The sequence below is a fragment of the Ruminococcus sp. genome (assembly GCF_016287535.1).
GTDB lineage: Bacteria > Bacillota > Clostridia > Oscillospirales > Ruminococcaceae > Ruminococcus.
Genome location: NZ_JAEFAJ010000007.1, coordinates 63,523 through 81,500, shown reverse-complemented (window position 1 = coordinate 81,500; position 17,978 = coordinate 63,523). Strand labels below are relative to the sequence as shown.

Here is a 17,978-nt window from a genome sequence, read left to right as displayed (position 1 = left end):
TCGCAGCTTGCTGCGATATGAATAATGGAACCGGTTTGGAGGATATAAATGGGACTTTTTTCTAAAATTTCCAGCGGCCTGAAAAAGACCAAGGAGTTTCTTTTCGGCGGCATACAGCGAGTTCTCAACAAATTCACCGTAATTGACGAGGAGCTTTTTGACGAGCTTGAGGAACAGATGATAATGAGCGATATCGGAGTTGAGACCTCCGAGGAGATATGCGACAGGCTCCGGAAGAAGATCAAGGAGCGCGGTATCACCGATCCAAAGGAGATAATGGGACTTATCCATGAGGTCATCGCCGAGATAATGGGCGACGATACGGGACTTGACCTTACGGTATCTCCGGCGGTCATCATGGTCATAGGCGTAAACGGCGCAGGAAAGACCACGACTATCGGAAAGCTCTGTCACCAGCTGAAGCAGGAGGGCAGGAAAGTCCTTGTTGCTGCCGCAGATACCTTCCGTGCAGCTGCCATAGACCAGCTGGAGGTATGGACTCAGCGTGCAGGCGTTGATATAGTAAAGCACGCAGAGGGCTCTGATCCGGGAGCGGTAGTATATGACGCACTTGAAGCTGCAAAGGCGAGGGAGTGCGACGTAGTAGTCATAGATACTGCCGGACGTCTCCACAATAAGAAGAACCTTATGGAAGAGCTGAAAAAGATAAACCGCATCATCGACAGCAAGGCTGGAGATTGTTCAAGGGAGATACTTCTTGTCCTTGACGCAACAACAGGACAGAATGCGGTAAATCAGGCAAAGCTTTTCAGCGAGACAGCTCCCATTACGGGAATCGTACTCACAAAGCTTGACGGTACCGCAAAGGGCGGTATCGTTATCTCCATAAAGAACGAGCTCGGAATACCTGTAAAGCTCATAGGCGTAGGCGAAAAGATCGACGATCTCCAGCCCTTTGACAGCAATATGTTCGTTGACGCTCTCTTTACCTTCTCCGAAGAACCTGAGGAGGACGAAGAGGAAGAAGAGACAGAGGACTACACCGATGATAAAGATGAAGCCGATGATACGGCTGAGGTTGACGGCGTAAAGGGCTATTACAACGAGTACGGCGCATTCATTCCTTATGAGGAAGAGGAGAACGAGGAGTATGACGAGGAGTCAGAAGAAGAGTCCGAGGAGGAAGAGAGCGAGGAAGCTCCTGCCGTATACGAAGAGGAAGAAGAGCAGTCCTTCACCGAAGCTAATACCGAGTCTGAGGAAGAGTCTGAAGAAGCTGCGGACAGCAGCCTGACAGACGAAGAGAACGTGGACGACGAGGACGAATCAGACGAGGAGGAAGCCGAGCCAGAGCCTGAAAAGAAGAAAAAGAAGGGCTTCTTCAGCAGACTTTTCGGCAGAAAGGACGACGAAGATGATAACTAAGCTCGTTATGGCGACAAACAACGCCAACAAGCTCAGGGAGGCGCGGGAGATACTCGCTCCCCTCGGTATAGAGGTATTGTCACAGCGCGAAGCAGGCGCAAACTGCGATCCTGAGGAAAACGGTTCCACATTTGCGGAGAACGCTCTTATCAAGGCAAGAGCGGTATACGAAGCTGTAAAGCTCCCCACTATAGCTGACGACAGCGGTCTTTGTGTAGCGGCTCTTGACGGCAGACCGGGAGTATACTCTGCGAGATACGCTCCCGAAGGACAGCACTGTGCGAAGCTCCTTGAGGAGATGAAGGACGTTCCCGATGACAGGAGAACAGCTTCCTTTGAGTGCAGTATCGCTTATATTGACGATAAGGAAATAAAAGTTGTAGGCGGCGGCTGTATAGGACACATCGGCTATGAGCAGCGCGGAACCAACGGTTTCGGCTACGATCCCGTATTCATGGTGGGCGACCGTACAATGGCTGAGCTTACCGCCGATGAAAAGAACGAAATAAGCCACAGAGGTGCAGCGCTGAGAGGACTGTACAAGTATCTGAAAGAAAGATTTGGTGAATAATATGCTTACAAGCAAGCAGAGGGCATACCTGCGCGGTATAGCTTCAACTTATGAGACCATATATCAGGTAGGCAAGGGCGGCGTCACCGAGGCTATGTGCAGGGACATCGAGGCGGCTCTCACAAAGAGAGAGCTTATCAAGCTGAAAGTCCTTGACAACTCCGGCTGGACCGCAAGGGAAGCCGCCGACGCTATCGCAGAGCAGACAGGTGCTGATGTGGTACAGGTCATCGGCAATAAATTCGTGCTTTTCAAGCGCAACGAAAAGGAACCCGTAATAGAGAATATCCCAAAGGCTAAGTAAAGCTGTATCTTTCAGGAGGTGCGGTATGAAAGTCCTTATAATAAGCGGTACGGACAATAAGGGCTCGACCTACAGTATCGGGCGTATAGTTGCTGAAAAGATCACGTCATCGGAGAACATCAGTGAAGTGTTCCTGCCACGTGATTTTGACGAGTTCTGCTGCGGCTGCACAAACTGCTTCACAAAGAACGAGACCTTTTGTCCGCACTTTGCAAAGTTGAAGCCAATAACTGAGCTTATCGACTCTGCCGATGTGCTTATCCTTACATCACCTGTGTATGTTTATCACTGTACAGGACAGATGAAGGCATTACTGGATCATTACGGCTGGCGCTGGATGGTACACCGTCCAGACGGTAGAATGTTCAGCAAGCAGGCGGTAGTGGTTTCAACGGCTGCGGGAGCAGGTGTCAAGTCAACAATGAAGGATATGGCGGACAGCTGCTTCTTCTGGGGCATACCTCAGATTTACAGGCTTGGCAGACCGGTTGCGGCAACTGACTGGCAGAGTGTAAAGCCGGAGATAAAGGACAGTATCAGCGCAAAGGCTGACAGTATCGCAAAAAAGATACTGAAAAGACAGGGGAAAGTCCCTGTCGGCATAAAAACAAGGGTGTTTTTCAAGATAATGGGGCTTTTACAGAAAAAAGGCTGGAACAAGGCTGATATGGACTACTGGAAGGAAATGGGCTGGACAGGCTGCAAACGCCCGTGGAAATGAGGCTATGGATTACAACAGGAGGTGCATAATGAGGACAGGTATATACGGCGGAAGCTTCAATCCCGTACATAACGGACATATCCACCTTGCGGAGACAGCCGTAAAGGAATTCGTACTTGACAGACTGTACTTGGTACCCTCAAAAAAGTCTCCACACCGTTCTGTGGCCGAGTACGCTCCCGACGCTGACAGGCTTGAGATGCTGCGGCTCGCGGCACAGGTAAACGATAAGCTTTTTGTCAGCGATTACGAGATAAAAAGCGACCGTGTGAGCTATACTATATATACAGTTGAGCATTTCCGCAGGGAATTTCCTGAGGACGAACTGTTCCTGCTGGTAGGCAGCGATATGCTGCTCAGCTTTGATACGTGGCACCGTTTTGAAGAAATTCTCCGTAACGTAACTCTATGTGTGGTATCCCGTGAGAGAGGAGACCTTCCTGCGCTGAAGAAAAAGGCTGAGGAGCTTGGAAAATACGGTAAAATACTTGTTTCCGAGGCGCCTCCGACTGAGGTGTCCAGTACGGATGTAAGAAAAAAAATTGCAAAAAATGAGGATTTCACTTGCTATCTTAATGAAAATGTAGTACAATATATAAGGTCCAGGGGATTATATTCAGTTCGAGGTGAAGATGTTTTGCAGTATAACCCTGAAGATAAGAAGAAGATATTAAAATCGCGTCTGACCGTAAAAAGGTATACCCATTCGCTCAATGTGGCGGATGAGTGCATGAAGCTTGCGGAAAAGTACGGTGAAGATCCTGAAAAGGCATATTTTGCCGGACTGCTTCACGATATCTGCAAGGAACTGCCTGACGAGGAGCAGAGAGCCCTCGTCCTTGAAAGCGGTTATACCGTATGCCGGGAGGAAATGGAAACACGTTCCCTCCTGCATGGTATCGCAGGCGCATATTATATAAAAAAAGAATTCGGTATTGAGGACATAGATATCCTTAATTCCGTAAGATTCCATACAGTTGGCAGGGCAGGTATGTCCCGCCTTGAGGAGATAGTCTATATCGGCGACCTTATCTCCGCCGAGAGAGACTATAAGGATGTTGATAAAATGCGCAAGCTGGCATATACCGACCTGAATTCGGCAATGCTGGAAGCATTTGCGTTTTCCATGAAGTCTGTAATAAAAAAAGGCGGCGTGATACCGATATGTACCGTCGAGGGGTATAATTTTTATACAAGACTGCTTAAAGAAGAGAAAAAATAACGGCATTTTGGAAAGAGGAGTCAAATGAACCGAGAGGAACTTAACAAGGAGCTTAATAACAGCGCAGCAGGCGCCCGTAAACCGGTGAAGCCGCTGCGAAAGCTTAACAGAATAGATCAGAAACCTAAAATAATACCTGAATATCAGGGACTTCACGAATCACCGTCAATCGATATAAGCATAGGCGACGAGGAAAAAGACCGCATTCCCGAACAGCAGACATATCACGGACTGCACGAAAAGAGCATGGACAAACAGGATGATAATCAGATTTATGATGAAAATAAAAAAAGCGGTAAAAAGGATGTCATAATAAAAATAACGTCTGTTCTGCTGAGTATTGCGGCTATCATAACGCTTTGCCTGAATATGCCTATACTTTGGTATAAAAAGAGTGGTCAGCCCGATGAGAGAGTATCAATTCTTACTTATTTCAAGCGCTGGCAGCCTACTGTTGAGATCGAGGGCGAGCTCAATCTGCCAAAGATCGAACTCAATATCGATACAGATATCGTAACAGAGGACTTTACTGACGGACTTGATCTTCCGCAGCTTGTTGAAGGACAGTATACAGTGCTGTTCCTTGGCTTCGACGAAGAGCTTGAGAATACCGATGTAATATGGATATGTCAGTTCGATATCGCAGGCGGAAAGCTTCATATCCTTCAGGTGCCCCGCGACTGTTCGATGCTGTATTACACAAGCAATCCCACTACAAAAATGAACAGTGTTTACGCATGGGGCGACCCTGAGATAAGCAATATCCAGCGTGTCGTAAACTGCGTTCAGGATTGCTTCGGCATACCGATAGACGCATATATCACCACAGCCTGCTTTGATATCAGGGATATCGTTAATCTTGTAGGCGGAATCCCTATGACTATCGACAATGAGATCGTTTACGAGGCTGACAAGATAATACCTGCGGGAGATCCTGTTATTCTCAACGGCGATCAGGCAGAATGGTTCGTCCGCTTCCGTCATGACTGGTTACAGGGCGATATCGGACGTGTACAGAACCAGCGCCGTTTTATGAGAGCTGCTATGCAGAAGATGCTCAGCATTGTAAAGGACGAAGGAAAAATAAAGCTGAACAAATATCTCTATACTATCTACAAGAACAAGTGGATAGCAACTGATATGAGCATAGAGGATCTCAGCAAGCTTGCGGATTTCGGTTCTGTGCTTGAAATGGATAATGTAATGGTAACCATGGTTCCCGGTGAGGACGCGGACTATTATATCAACAATGAGGAATTTTACAGTATCTACTCTATCCACAAGAGAGCTACAATAGATATGCTCAACGAGTATTTCAGACCGTATCAGCGTCCGCTGCTCTATTCGGAGAGCAATATAGTTGAGTTCGTTGACGAGTACAATTACAGCTACAATGACTACGACGATACCGGTGCTACCTTCAAGGAGCTTGAAAAGGCTACCGAGCCGCCGCGTTCCACAGATTATTATTAAACCGGAGGAAAGGTGAAACGAATGACCGAGCAGGAAAAATTTGAACTTATCATAAAAACTCTTGACAGCAAAAGAGGCGAGGATATTCAGGCAATAAAGATATCCGATCTGACTATACTTGCCGATTACTTCGTTATAGTCAACGGTACCAGCAACACCCACGCAAGAACTCTCGCGGACGAGGTTGAGTTTGTGCTTTCGCAGAAGGGCATAGAACCTCAGCGCAGAGAGGCTGATACAGGAAATACATGGATAATACTTGACTACGCAGACATCATAGTTCATGTATTCTACAAGGATACAAGAAACTTCTACAAGCTGGAAGGCTTGTGGGCTGACGGTGAGCAGATGGATATAAGCGATTTCATCACCAAGGAGTAACATATGCAGACCAGCAATCCAAAGGGACGTATGATATGCGTTGCGATGAGCGTCTATTTCATAGCGAAGGCAGTGCTGAACATGATACTCAGCGGCAGCCTTGATTTCGTCGGTATATTTATAGCTGCCGGTCTTACAGTGATAATGCTCACCGGCATAAAGGGGCTGAATTATGTTGCGGCAGCTGTTCTTGCCGTTATAGCACTGATACATCTGCCGGACAACATATCAAATATCGGCTCAAACTGGATATATCTCATTGAGGGTATCATAGATATAGGCTGTGCGGTGCTGCTCTGCGTAAACAAGGACGTCAGGGAACATTTTTCAAAAACAATAACTATTAATAATTAAATAAATAAAGGAATGATATTATAATGAGCAGATATGATTTCACATCTGTTGAAGCCAAATGGCAGAAATACTGGGAAGAACACGAGACCTTCAAGACCAATGTGTGGGATTTCAGCAAGCCCAAGTTCTATGCGCTTGATATGTTCCCTTATCCTTCGGGAGTAGGTCTTCACGCAGGACATCCAGAGGGCTACACAGCTACGGATATAGTTTCACGTATGAAGCGTATGCAGGGTTATAATGTCCTTCACCCAATGGGCTACGATTCATTCGGTCTTCCTGCCGAGCAGTATGCCGTAAATACAGGCAATCATCCCAACGGCTTCACTCAGGAGAATATCAAGACCTTTTCAAAGCAGCTGAAAGAGCTGGGCTTTGACTATGACTGGTCAAAGATGATAGCAACATCTGATCCCGAATTCTATAAGTGGACTCAGTGGATCTTCAAGCAGCTCTATAAGGACGGCTACGCAAAGTACATAGATATGCCTGTAAACTGGTGCGAGGAGCTGGGAACGGTACTCTCCAACGACGAGGTCATCGACGGCAAATCAGAGCGCGGCGGTTTCCCTGTTGTAAGAAAGAACATGAAGCAGTGGGTAATAGATCAGCCTGCATTCGCTGAGAAGCTCCTTGAGGGACTTGACGAGATAGACTGGCCGGAGTCCACAAAGGCTATACAGCGTAACTGGATAGGCAAATCTACCGGCGTAGAGGTAGAATTTGATATAGTAGGCGGCGGAAAGTTCTCTATCTTTACCACCTGTATCGAGACTATCTACGGTATCACATTCATGGTGCTCGCTCCCGACGGAGCTATAACAGAGAGCCTCCTCGACCGTGTACAGAACAGGGAAGAGGTACAGGCATATATTGACGAGACCAAAAAGAAGAACGACATGGACCGTACCGAGCTCAACAAGACAAAATCAGGCTGTGAGCTCAAGGGCGTTACCTGTATAAATCCCGTAAACGGCAAGGAAGTTCGTATGTTCATAGGCGACTTCGTACTTGCAAGTTACGGTACCGGCGCAGTTATGGCTGTACCGAGCCACGACCAGCGTGACTTTGAGTATGCGGTTGCCCATAATATCGACATGATACAGGTTATTGACGGCAAGGACGGACATATTGACGTTTCCGAAGCCGCAATGGAGAAGACCGAGTATCTCGGAAAAGGCTACAAGCTCATAAATTCCGAAGAGTTCACAGGTCTTACCGTTGAGGAAGCGAAGGAAGCCATAACTCAGAAGCTTGAAAAAATGGGCAGGGCAAAGCGCACTGTAAACTATCACTTCCGCGAGTGGATATTCGCCCGTCAGCGTTACTGGGGCGAGCCTGTTCCCGTGGTACACTGCGAGGACGGAACTATCCACGCTCTTGACGATGAAGAGCTTCCCCTCATTCTTCCGGAGCTGGATGACTACAAGGGCAAGAACGGAAAGGCTCCGCTTGAAAATGCGACAGAATGGAAGAAGTACGACAGAAACGGCGTAAAGGGTACACGCGAGACATCAACTATGCCCGGAAGCGCAGGTTCGAGCTGGTACTACTTCAGGTATATAGATCCCCACAACGACAAGGAGTTCGCAGATCAGGAGCTCCTGAAGCACTGGATGCCGGTAGACCTCTATATAGGCGGTCCGGAGCACGCTGTAGGACATCTTATATATTCACGTATCTGGAACAGATATCTCTACGACAAGGGACTTGCTCCCACTAAGGAACCCTTTAAAAAGCTTGTGCATCAGGGTATGATACTGGGTGAGAACGGCATAAAAATGGGCAAGCGTTTTCCTGAGTTCGTTGTAAATCCCTCTGATATCGTAAGGGATTACGGTGCGGATACTCTCCGTCTGTATGAGATGTTCATGGGACCTCTTGAGGTAAGCAAGCCCTGGAGCAAGAACGGCGTAGAGGGCGCAAAGAGGTTTGTACAGAGAGTATGGAACTTCTTCACAGAGTCAGGCAACATTACTGATGATAACGACGGAGCGCTTACCAAGGTATATCACCAGACTGTAAAGAAGGTAACTGATGATTTCGAGAAGCTTGCCTTCAATACAGCTATCAGCCAGATGATGATATTCGTAAACGCTGTATACAAGAACGATTCATGCCCAAGGGAGTATGCCGAGGGACTTGTAAAGATGCTTTCATGCATCACTCCTCATATGTGCGAAGAGATATGGAGCATTATGGGTCATAATGACACGATCGCTTACGAGAGCTGGCCGGCTTATGACGAGGCCCATCTTGCGGAAGAAACCGTTGAGATCGTTGTACAGGTAAACGGCAAGCTGAAGGCAAAGCTGAATGTTGCGGTCGATGCGGAACAGGAGTCTGTAATCGCTATGGCGCTCAGTGATGATAAGGTCAGAGAATCAGTTGAAGGCAAAAATATAGTCAAGCAGATATATGTACCAAATAAGCTTGTTAATATTGTTGCAAAGTAACGAAAATTTTAATTAATAAAAAAATGCTTGACAACGGGCAGAAAATGTGGTAAACTTATAGTATATTCTATATGATTATATTTGTGTATCTGCTGTTTTTTGGGGTATGCGCTGACTGACGTCCACAAGGGCGATTAGTATAGATGCTATGGAGCAATGCTCCGTGCAACCTCTGAACAAGGGAGGGAAATTTAGTGGCAGAAGTTCGTGTTGGCAAAAACGAGTCTTTAGACACAGCTCTTAAAAGATTTAAGAGATCATGTGCAAAGGATGGCGTAATTGCTGAGGTTCGTAAGAGAGAGCACTACGAGAAGCCTTCGGTAAAGCGTAAGAAGAAGTCTGAGGCAGCTCGTAAGCGTAAGTATTGATCTTGCGGAATTGATTAATGTTGATAAAAGCGGGCTGCGGCTCGCTTTTTCATTTGTTGAACGGAGTTGACAGATAGCTTGGGCTTAAAACACAAGATTACAAAAACCGGCGTTGATTTCGCATTCAGAAGGACTGTGGATATAACTCCGTCATTTCTGAAAAAACATGGGATAAAGGGCCTTGTCCTTGATGTTGACAATACGCTCACGACTCACGATAATCCGGTGCCTGCTGAGGGGATACCCAGCTGGCTCGATGATATGAGAAAAAACGGGATAAAGCTGATAATCCTTTCAAACAACCACGATGAGCGTGTCAGACGTTTTGCTGCTCCTCTCGGACTTGATTATGTCTGCGACGGCGGCAAACCGCTGAAAAGGGGATATATTGCGGCTATGAAAAAAATGGGGCTTAGCGCTCAGGAGACAGCCGCTGTGGGAGATCAGCTTTTTACCGACGTATGGGGAGCCAATCATTCCCGTATCAGGATGATATTCGTTCAGCCTATGGAGCCTGAACCAAGAAGCAAGCGCTTTATCCGCTTCAAGAGAGTGCTTGAAAAACCATTTCTTCCAAATAAATTTGTCGACGACAAAAAGGAGTAAATATGATAAAGAAAATACTTGTTATACACGGTCCGAATCTTAACCTTCTCGGAGAGAGAGAGCCCGGTATCTACGGTGATATGAGCATAGACACCCTTAACAGCAATATCGTCGGACGTGCAAAGGAAAAGGGGCTGGAGTGCGAGATATTCCAGTCTAACCATGAGGGAGCCATAATTGACAAGCTCCACGAAGCAAGAAAGCTTTTTGACGGCGTTATAATCAACGCAGGAGCGTATACCCACTACAGCTATGCGATACGTGACGCGATAGCAGCAATAAAGATACCAGTTATAGAAGTACATATCAGCAATGTTTTCGCACGTGATGAATTTCGCTCAAACTCGGTGATCGCTCCTGTCTGCAAGGGCAGCATAAGCGGCTTCGGATTCGGAAGCTACTATCTTGCAGTTCAGGCGCTGGCGGAGCTCTGAGAGGTGCGGAATGAACAGATTCGACAAACTATTTGAAACATTTGAAGGGGCTGACTGTGTCCTGATTACTTCAGATATTAACCGCAGGTATTTTACCGGTATGAAGTCATCGGCAGGAGTAGTTATAGCATTTCCGGGAAAAGCGTATCTTCTCATAGACTTCCGGTATATCGAAAAGGCGAGGGCTGTGGTCACTGATGCTGAGGTCATAGAGGCAAAAAAGCTTTACCCGCAGCTGATGGAGCTGCTGAACAAGCATGATGCAAAGTCAATAGCCATAGAATCCGAAACAATGACTGTCAAGGAACTCAATGCGTATGAGCATTTTTTCAGTCAGATGCATTTTGTGTATGATGACTCGCTGAGTACAGCCATATCAGCGCTTCGTGCGGTGAAGGATAAGGACGAGATCGAATGTATAAAAAAGGCTCAGGCAATAGCTGAAGCCGCATATGACAGGATACTGAAGTTCATAAAGCCCGGTGTTACTGAAAGAGAGACTGCTCTTGAGCTCAACCGTCTTATGTTTGAGCTCGGCGCAGAGGATCTTTCCTTTGATACTATCGTGCTTTCCGGAGCAAATACGTCCATGCCCCACGGAGTTCCCTCGGACAAGAAGATAGAAGAGGGCGAGTTCGTGCTCATGGACTTCGGTGCAGTGTACAACGGCTACCACAGTGACATGACACGTACTGTGTGCGTAGGACAGCCTGATGACGAGATGAAAAAGGTGTATGATACTGTTCTCAGCGCACAGCTTGCAGCTCTTGAAGCAGCAAAGGCAGGTATGACAGGCAGCGACCTTGACAGGATCGCACGGGATATCATCGAACGTGAAGGTTACGGAAGCTGTTTCGGACATTCCCTCGGACACGGTGTAGGCATGGAGATACATGAAAAGCCGAATGCTTCGCCGAATTATAAGCTGCCGCTGAATGAAGGAGCGGTAGTTACTGTAGAGCCCGGAGTATATATAGCCGGCAGATTCGGCGTCAGAATAGAAGATTTTGTCATTTTGACCGAAAACGGCTGCGAAAACTTGACAAAAAGCGCAAAAAGTCTAATTACATTATAATAATTCATTTTAGGTATTGCAAAACAGACTGAAATATGGTATAATTTAGTATCATATTAATTTGAAAAAATACGGAGGTATTTATAATGATTTCAGCAGGAGATTTCAGAAACGGCGTTACCTTTGAGCTTGACGGACAGGTAGTACAGGTTATCGAGTTCCAGCACGTTAAGCCCGGTAAGGGAGCCGCTTTTGTAAGAACTAAATACAAGAACGTAATCACAGGTTCAGTTGTTGAAACTTCCTTCAACCCTACTGCAAAGTTCCCTACAGCTTTCGTTGAGAGAAAGGATATGCAGTACAGCTATAATGACGGCGATCTTTACTACTTCATGGATCTTGAGTCATATGAGCAGGTTCCGATCAGCGCTTCTATCCTCAGCGACAGCTTCAAGTTCGTCAAGGAAGAAATGATCTGCAAGATACTCTCATACAAGGGCAACGTATTCGGCGTTGAGCCGCCCAACTTCGTAGAGCTCAAGGTCACTCAGACAGATCCCGGCTTCAAGGGCGATACAGCAACTAACGCAACAAAGCCTGCAACACTTGAGACAGGTGCTGAGATCAAGGTTCCGCTCTTCATCGACGAAGGCGAGATCATTCAGGTAGACACAAGAACAGGCGAGTATATGTCCAGAGCATAAGCTCATGTTTTTACTATAATTTGAGAGGAGGAGCTTGTTATGAAGCTTACCGAGAAAATGTCATATTTAAAGGGACTTATCGACGGTCTTGAGATCGACACTTCCACAAAGGAAGGAAAGGTGCTTATCCAGATGTCAGAGGTAATGTCCGAGCTTGTGCTTTATGTTGACGATCTTCAGTCACAGGTAGACGAGCTTACAGAGCTCTGTGATATCCTTGATGAAGATCTCGGACAGGTCGAGGACGATTTCTATGACTGCGGCGAGTGTGACGGCGACTGTGACACTTGCGACGATGATGATGACTGGGACGACGATGACTTTGATTTCGATGAAGATGACGATGGGCTTTATGAGATTACCTGTCCAACCTGCGGAGATACTATTCTTCTCGATGAGGGCATGATCGAAGAGGGTTCAATGAACTGTCCTAACTGCAATGAGCTCCTTGAGTTTGATTATGACGATCTTACAATCGAGGATTTCGAGGACAAGGACGAAGCTCCCGAAAAGAAGTAATATTGCCGTAAAAGAGCAAATACGCTGCGGATTGAATATCTTTCCGCAGCTTTTTTATTATTTTCTGTAACGAAAGTGATATATCGTAGTCTTATAGTTGAAGGCGGTGAGAAGTTTGGACAAAGTCGAAGAGCTCTACAAAGATTATTTCCATGATGTATACCTTTATATAAGATCACTGTCGGCGGACGAACATCTTGCCGAGGATATAACGCAGGAGACATTTTTCAGGGCGATGAAGTCCGTTGACAGCTTCCGCGGAGACTGCGATATAAGGGTATGGCTGTGTCAGATAGCGAAAAATCTGCTGTTCACCCACAGCAAAAAAAGCAGTCGCTCCACAGGAGAAGATATACCTGAGACGCTGCCTGACTCAAAACCTTCCATTGAAGATTTGGTCGCCGACGGAGAGCAGAGTATGGAGATACACCGAGTGCTGCATACTCTTAGCGAGCCCTACAAGGAGGTATTCACTCTGAGAGTTTTCGGTGAACTGAGCTTCCGTCAGATAGGGGATATCTTCGGCAGGACCGAAAGCTGGGCGCGAGTGTCCTTCACCGTGCAAAGCTGAAGATAATAGAAGAACTGGAGGTACAGAAATGAATAACTGTGATATAGTAAAGGATCTGCTTCCGCTGTATGCCGACGATGTGTGCAGCGGGGAGAGCAGAAAAGCAGTCGAGGAGCATCTCAACAGCTGTCCCGACTGTAAAAAAGAGCTTGAAAAGCTCCGTCAAAATGTGAGTATAAGTCCTCAGAAAGACGGTGAGGTGCTAAAACGTATAAAGAGACGCCTGCGTATTGAAAAGCTTGCAGTTGGGCTTATAAGCGCTGCAGTGCTTGTGTTTGTACTGCTTGGAACGCTTTTTTACCTGATAAATTGGGACTGCTCGATGGACGTAGAAAGATATGATATCCCGGACAATGTTTATGTTACAGAGTGGGACGGTATGCTTTTGTTCTGCGTAAAAGGTGATGCAGCAAGCTTCGATTTCGTATTTCCGACGTTCAGTGACAGCAGCGGAAATCATTTGTCCTATGACAAGGAGTACGACAAGGACAGCAAGAACGGCATAGGATATACTCTTAAACAGCGCAAAATATCAAGCTTTTCGTATATTAACTTCGGTAATGAGTATCCATTTGCATATCAGATAGGCACTGTCGAAAAGCTGAAGGAAAAAAATATTGAAAAGATCTTTTATTACGATGATGTAAACGATAAAGAGTATATTTTATGGGAGAGTGATCATAATGATTGAGAGAAAGTTCAGTATACCGCTTATCCTGCTTGCCGCTGCTTCATTTGCGGTCGGATTTTTCGGATTCCCCGTTGAAGGGATAGTGCTCGCGGTCATAATAATAATTATTTCAGTGAAGCTGCGTGAAAAGTATCTTATACTGATACCAGCAGCTGTCTGTATCGTTACTATTGCGGTCGCAGGTGCGTTTATTGCATTTATGATATACACAGGCACAAAGGGCGGATATAACAGCTACTGGCTTATGCGTCTGATATTTGGAGGACCTAAATAAAATGACTGCCCCCTCAGCATGGAACCGAGGGGGCAAAGTTGTATTCATTCATACTGCGCAAGTATCTTCTGCGCCGCTTCAAGACGGGTCTGGCGGTTGTTCATTGCCTGCTTTTCGATGTATTTATGAGCCTGAGGCTCCGTGAATTTCAGGTATTTCATAAGAGTGGTCTTGGCGCGGTTGATAGTGCGCATTTCCTCTATACGGCTTAGAATATCCGGGCTTTCCTTTTTTACTTCTGCCATGCGGACTCTTGCAGCGATAATAAGGCGTATAGTACGCTGAAGAAGCTCCCTTGTAACCGGTTTGGTTACTACGTTAATACCGCTGTCGGAAACACGGTCTGCGATATCATCAGCCACATCGCTGCCGCAAATAAGGATTATACCGGCAGAGGTGGAATCGGCTATCATTTCCGCAAGATCCTGTCCGAATTCATCAGACAGAGGCGTATTAACTATGACCAGTTCAGGTTCGGTCTCATTTTTTACAAGACGGCGGGCTTCATTGCCGCTTGCCGCTACAGCTGTTCTGCTGCAGCCTTCTATACGCAGAAGAAGTTCTGCGAGTTCGGCGAACTCATTGTTTGAGGATACTATAAGTGCTCTTTCCATTTATTGCCTCACACGAATTTGAAGTATGACTCTTCCTCGAATTTTTCCTTGTCATTAGCTTCGGAGTAATCGTGTATCTGTCTGTCGAGCTGAGCGAAGATATTGCTGCGTATTTCCGGGGAAAGTGTCTGCTTTACGAAATCGCTTGCCTTTGCGGCGGCAGCAGCTTCTTCGAGGCTGGACGGAAGCGGCTGAAAAACAGAGTCTGCTGTGTCGCTGTGCATAGCGCTCTCGAAAAGAGATGAATCATTTTTTTGTATACCGCCTATACCTGCAGCAAGTATGAGCTTGAAGGTTATATATGGGTTGCAGCAGGCGTCAGCAGAGCGTATCTCGATACGTGGAGTTATCCCCACAGGTTTGGGAACTCTGATAAGCTGAGAGCAGTTCTCGGCAGACCAGTTAACGTATTTTGGCGCATAGCCTATCCCCAAGCGCTTATAGGAGTTGGTAGTGCAGTTGAGAAAGGCAGTTATTTCTCTTATCTTGCTGAGAACTCCTGATATGAAGCATTTTCCCTCATGGGGCATAGCGTTTATATCGTTGCCGAAGATATTATCTCCGCCTTTTTTCAGGCTTATTGAAATACTCAGGGCGCTTCCGTGCTCATCTGGGAGGGGCTTCGGCATGAATGAAGCGAAAAGACCGTTCTGTGCGGCTATGGACTTAACAACAGTCTTGTAGTGTACCATATTGTCAGCAGCGGTTATAGGCTCGCTTTCGCGGAACTCTATCTCGTTTTGCGCAGGACCATGCTTATGGCAGGAGCTCTTGGGGCTCATTCCCATTTCCTCAAGGGAGAGACATATCTCACGTCTTGCGTTCTCGCACTTATCAAGGGGAGCCACGTCGAGGTAGCCGCCCTTGTCGTGAGGTATCTTGGTAGGCTCGCCACGTTCATCCAGCTCGAAGAGGTAGAACTCGCATTTTGTACCCATTTCGCAGGAATAGCCGTCGAGGCGGAGCTGATTGATATAGTTTGTCAGCTCTGTACGCATATCTCCCACGTAGTCGCTGCCGTCGGTGTTTTTCAGCGAGCAGAAGAAGCGGACGACACGTCCCGACTTAGGTCTCCAGGGGAGAACGGAAAGCGTTGATATATCGGGAACGAGAAGCAGGTCGGAGCAGCCCTCCGCAATGCATGAGGCGTCGAAGGGGATGCCGTATTCAAATGCACGCGGCAGCTCATTCGGCATGATAGCCACGTTTTTGAGATTGCCGAACATATCGCAGAAAGTAAGTCTTATAAATTTTACGTCGTTCTCTTCAACGAATTTCAGTATCTCTTTAGGAGAAAAGCTCATTGAAAGACCTCCATTTTAATAATTGTAGGGGCGGATATTATCCGCCCGTTATATTTTGTTCAATGACATAACATATATCTGGCAAGGGTTATCCTCGTCCCAGTATTCAGGGAATACCTCGAATTCCTTGAAGCCGCAGCTGAGGTAGAACAGATTGGTCTTGTCGTAGTCAGGGTACTTGCCCATCTGAACAGTTTTTACCTGCATAAAGGAATAACCGCTTTCGGCAGCTATAGTTTTGGCTTTTTCAAAGAGCTGACGACCTATGCCCTCGCGGTGATAGTCTTTCAGCACACCCATGACAGCAAGTTCAGCGGTATCCTTTCCTGTTTCTTTCAGACAGAGGAAGCCCACATATTCTCCGTTTCCCTTAGCTGCAATAAATATCCATTCAGCACAGTCCCTGATGTACTGTTCGCGGCTTTCGTCCACCTCGAACCATTCTCTGAGCGCTTCAAGGACTTTTCTTGCTATTTTGCGTTTTTCGTCTTTATCAAAAATCTGCTCTATCATTTATTGTTTCTCCGAAGATCATTCGCCAAAAGGGAAATAATGTTCTGATTTGGACTGGAATTCGCATAGCCTTATGATCTTATTATCATTATCAAAATCAGCTATCGTCACTCCGTCAAAGCCGTCGATATTTCCCTCATAATCGCATTTGAAATACCATTCTGCGACCAGTGTTTTGTCATGGGTGACAGTTCGCTTTATAGTCCATTCCAGAACTCTTCCGTGCCTGTTCCATTCATGGAACCACTTAAGTATCTGAGAAAGACCGTGATACTCCGGACCGTAACACTCAATATATACGGAATTGTCTGAAAAAGTTTCATTTAATGCGGAAATATCATTGTCTAACCATGCCTGAAAATACCGCCTTAAAATTTCTTCCATTCTTTATACATTGAAACGGAACAGAACTATATCTCCGTCCTGCATAACGTACTCCTTGCCCTCAAGGCGTACAAGTCCCTTTTCCTTGGCAGCAGCCATGCTTCCGCAAGCCATAAGGTCGTCGTAGGAGATGACCTCCGCACGGATAAAGCCTTTCTCAAAGTCTGTATGAATCTTACCCGCAGCCTGAGGAGCCTTTGTGCCCTTTGTGATAGTCCATGCGCGAACCTCCTGTTTGCCTGCGGTGAGGTAGGAGATAAGTCCGAGAAGAGCATATCCCTCCTTGATGATACGGTTGAGACCCGATACCTCGAGACCCAGCTCGCTGAGGAACATAGCCTTGTCCTCGTCGCCCATATCCGATATCTCAGCCTCTATCTGAGCGCAGATAGGAAGTACAGCGGAGTGCTCCTCCTCTGCAAGCTTGCATACAGCCTTGTAGTTCTCGTTGGTGTCGATATTATTGGTGAAGTCCTCCTCGCTGAGATTAGCCGCATAGATAACAGGCTTAGCAGACAGCAGGGGAGTTGACTTGATAAGCTCTCTCTCCTCGTCTGTGAAATCAAAGCCTCTTGCGGACTTTCCTTCTTCAAGGTGAGCCTTCAGCCTTTCAAGGAACTCAGCTTCCGCAAGGTATTTCTTATCTCCCTTGGCAGCCTTTTTAGCTCTGTCGATACGTCTTTCCACCATTTCTATATCCGAGAATATAAGCTCCAGATTGATAGTTTCGATATCACGGAGCGGATTTATGCTTCCGTCAACGTGGATGATATTGGGGTCCTCAAAGCACCTTACAACGTGAACGATAGCGTCAACCTCACGAATATCCGCAAGGAACTTGTTTCCGAGACCCTCGCCTTTTGAAGCGCCCTTTACAAGACCGGCGATGTCAACGAATTCAAGGTTAGCGGGAGTGAACTTATCCGGCTCGTACATTTCTGCCAGCTTATCGAGTCTTTCGTCGGGAACAGAAACTATGCCCACGTTTTTCTCAATAGTGCAGAAGGGGTAGTTTGCGGATTCAGCACCTGCGTTAGTGAGTGCGTTAAAGAGTGTGCTTTTGCCCACATTGGGCAGACCAACCATGCCAAGCTTCATATTTATTTCTTACCT

22 protein-coding genes and 1 pseudogene are annotated in these 17,978 nt (G+C 46.6%); 18 read left to right on the top strand and 5 right to left on the bottom strand.

All coding sequences use genetic code 11. The features are described from left to right. Positions 1–48: 48 nt before the first annotated feature. From ftsY to QZZ36_RS04860, 18 genes and pseudogenes are all read left to right on the top strand, one after another. Positions 49–948 (top strand): annotated as a pseudogene (ftsY, locus tag QZZ36_RS04945) (signal recognition particle-docking protein FtsY); the annotation flags it as partial. A 427-nt stretch (positions 949–1,375) separates the two neighbouring features. Then, entirely contained in the window at positions 1,376–1,957 is a 582-nt protein-coding gene (gene rdgB / locus QZZ36_RS04940) for an RdgB/HAM1 family non-canonical purine NTP pyrophosphatase (RefSeq protein WP_295077747.1), read from the top strand. A 1-nt stretch (position 1,958) separates the two neighbouring features. Continuing rightward, positions 1,959–2,261, top strand: coding sequence for a ribosome assembly RNA-binding protein YhbY (yhbY, locus tag QZZ36_RS04935; RefSeq protein ID WP_295077744.1), 303 nt, complete (start codon positions 1,959–1,961; stop codon positions 2,259–2,261). Positions 2,262–2,286: 25 nt separating this feature from the next. After that, entirely contained in the window at positions 2,287–2,982 is a 696-nt protein-coding gene (locus tag QZZ36_RS04930; protein ID WP_295077741.1) for an NAD(P)H-dependent oxidoreductase, read from the top strand. A 28-nt stretch (positions 2,983–3,010) separates the two neighbouring features. After that, positions 3,011–4,204: a nicotinate-nucleotide adenylyltransferase gene (locus tag QZZ36_RS04925; RefSeq protein ID WP_295077738.1), complete on the top strand. Its 1,194-nt coding sequence runs from the start codon at positions 3,011–3,013 to the stop codon at positions 4,202–4,204. Between the two features lie 24 nt (positions 4,205–4,228). Further along, positions 4,229–5,677, top strand: a complete 1,449-nt coding sequence (locus QZZ36_RS04920) for an LCP family protein (protein WP_295077735.1) — start codon at positions 4,229–4,231, stop codon at positions 5,675–5,677. A gap of 21 nt (positions 5,678–5,698) precedes the next feature. Further along, the gene (gene rsfS / locus QZZ36_RS04915; RefSeq protein WP_295077732.1) at positions 5,699–6,058 is read left to right on the top strand and encodes a ribosome silencing factor; all 360 of its coding nucleotides are present in this window, start codon (positions 5,699–5,701) and stop codon (positions 6,056–6,058) included. A 3-nt stretch (positions 6,059–6,061) separates the two neighbouring features. Beyond that, complete coding sequence (locus QZZ36_RS04910; protein ID WP_295077729.1) at positions 6,062–6,412, top strand: hypothetical protein; 351 nt, start codon at positions 6,062–6,064, stop codon at positions 6,410–6,412. 23 nt (positions 6,413–6,435) lie between these two features. Further along, positions 6,436–8,868, top strand: coding sequence for a leucine--tRNA ligase (gene leuS / locus QZZ36_RS04905; RefSeq protein WP_295077726.1), 2,433 nt, complete (start codon positions 6,436–6,438; stop codon positions 8,866–8,868). A gap of 194 nt (positions 8,869–9,062) precedes the next feature. Beyond that, on the top strand, positions 9,063–9,236 hold the full coding sequence (gene rpsU / locus QZZ36_RS04900) for a 30S ribosomal protein S21 (RefSeq protein WP_009984057.1): 174 nt from the start codon (positions 9,063–9,065) through the stop codon (positions 9,234–9,236). A 78-nt stretch (positions 9,237–9,314) separates the two neighbouring features. Next, complete coding sequence (locus tag QZZ36_RS04895) at positions 9,315–9,842, top strand: YqeG family HAD IIIA-type phosphatase (RefSeq protein ID WP_295077723.1); 528 nt, start codon at positions 9,315–9,317, stop codon at positions 9,840–9,842. 2 nt (positions 9,843–9,844) lie between these two features. After that, positions 9,845–10,276 carry a type II 3-dehydroquinate dehydratase gene (gene aroQ, locus QZZ36_RS04890; RefSeq protein WP_295077720.1) on the top strand — a complete coding sequence of 144 codons (432 nt, stop codon included), beginning with the start codon at positions 9,845–9,847 and terminating at the stop codon, positions 10,274–10,276. Between the two features lie 10 nt (positions 10,277–10,286). After that, positions 10,287–11,351 (top strand): aminopeptidase P family protein, encoded by a 1,065-nt coding sequence (locus tag QZZ36_RS04885; RefSeq protein ID WP_295077717.1) that lies wholly within the window; start codon positions 10,287–10,289, stop codon positions 11,349–11,351. A gap of 86 nt (positions 11,352–11,437) precedes the next feature. Continuing rightward, entirely contained in the window at positions 11,438–11,995 is a 558-nt protein-coding gene (gene efp / locus QZZ36_RS04880) for an elongation factor P (protein ID WP_295077714.1), read from the top strand. A gap of 39 nt (positions 11,996–12,034) precedes the next feature. Next, the gene (locus QZZ36_RS04875) at positions 12,035–12,514 is read left to right on the top strand and encodes a CD1247 N-terminal domain-containing protein (RefSeq protein ID WP_295077711.1); all 480 of its coding nucleotides are present in this window, start codon (positions 12,035–12,037) and stop codon (positions 12,512–12,514) included. Between the two features lie 115 nt (positions 12,515–12,629). After that, a complete protein-coding gene (locus tag QZZ36_RS04870; protein ID WP_365685686.1) occupies positions 12,630–13,085 on the top strand; it encodes a sigma-70 family RNA polymerase sigma factor in 456 nt (151 codons plus the stop codon). A 28-nt stretch (positions 13,086–13,113) separates the two neighbouring features. Beyond that, on the top strand, positions 13,114–13,776 hold the full coding sequence (locus QZZ36_RS04865) for a zf-HC2 domain-containing protein (protein ID WP_295077708.1): 663 nt from the start codon (positions 13,114–13,116) through the stop codon (positions 13,774–13,776). Further along, positions 13,769–14,050 carry a hypothetical protein gene (locus tag QZZ36_RS04860; RefSeq protein ID WP_295077705.1) on the top strand — a complete coding sequence of 94 codons (282 nt, stop codon included), beginning with the start codon at positions 13,769–13,771 and terminating at the stop codon, positions 14,048–14,050. Before QZZ36_RS04865 ends, QZZ36_RS04860 begins: the two co-directional genes overlap by 8 nt. Positions 14,051–14,094: 44 nt before the next feature. Here QZZ36_RS04860 and QZZ36_RS04855 read toward each other — a convergent pair whose 3' ends face one another. From QZZ36_RS04855 to ychF, 5 genes are read right to left on the bottom strand one after another with little or no spacing between them, the layout of a single operon-like run. Further along, complete coding sequence (locus tag QZZ36_RS04855; RefSeq protein WP_295077702.1) at positions 14,095–14,664, bottom strand: ANTAR domain-containing protein; 570 nt, start codon at positions 14,662–14,664, stop codon at positions 14,095–14,097. An 8-nt stretch (positions 14,665–14,672) separates the two neighbouring features. Beyond that, positions 14,673–15,968, bottom strand: coding sequence for a glutamine synthetase family protein (locus tag QZZ36_RS04850; protein WP_295077699.1), 1,296 nt, complete (start codon positions 15,966–15,968; stop codon positions 14,673–14,675). 48 nt (positions 15,969–16,016) lie between these two features. Next, the gene (locus tag QZZ36_RS04845) at positions 16,017–16,481 is read right to left on the bottom strand and encodes a GNAT family N-acetyltransferase (protein ID WP_295077695.1); all 465 of its coding nucleotides are present in this window, start codon (positions 16,479–16,481) and stop codon (positions 16,017–16,019) included. Positions 16,482–16,499: 18 nt separating this feature from the next. Further along, the gene (locus QZZ36_RS04840) at positions 16,500–16,865 is read right to left on the bottom strand and encodes a nuclear transport factor 2 family protein (protein ID WP_295077692.1); all 366 of its coding nucleotides are present in this window, start codon (positions 16,863–16,865) and stop codon (positions 16,500–16,502) included. A 3-nt stretch (positions 16,866–16,868) separates the two neighbouring features. Beyond that, positions 16,869–17,963: a redox-regulated ATPase YchF gene (gene ychF, locus QZZ36_RS04835; RefSeq protein WP_295077689.1), complete on the bottom strand. Its 1,095-nt coding sequence runs from the start codon at positions 17,961–17,963 to the stop codon at positions 16,869–16,871. Positions 17,964–17,978: the final 15 nt, after the last annotated feature.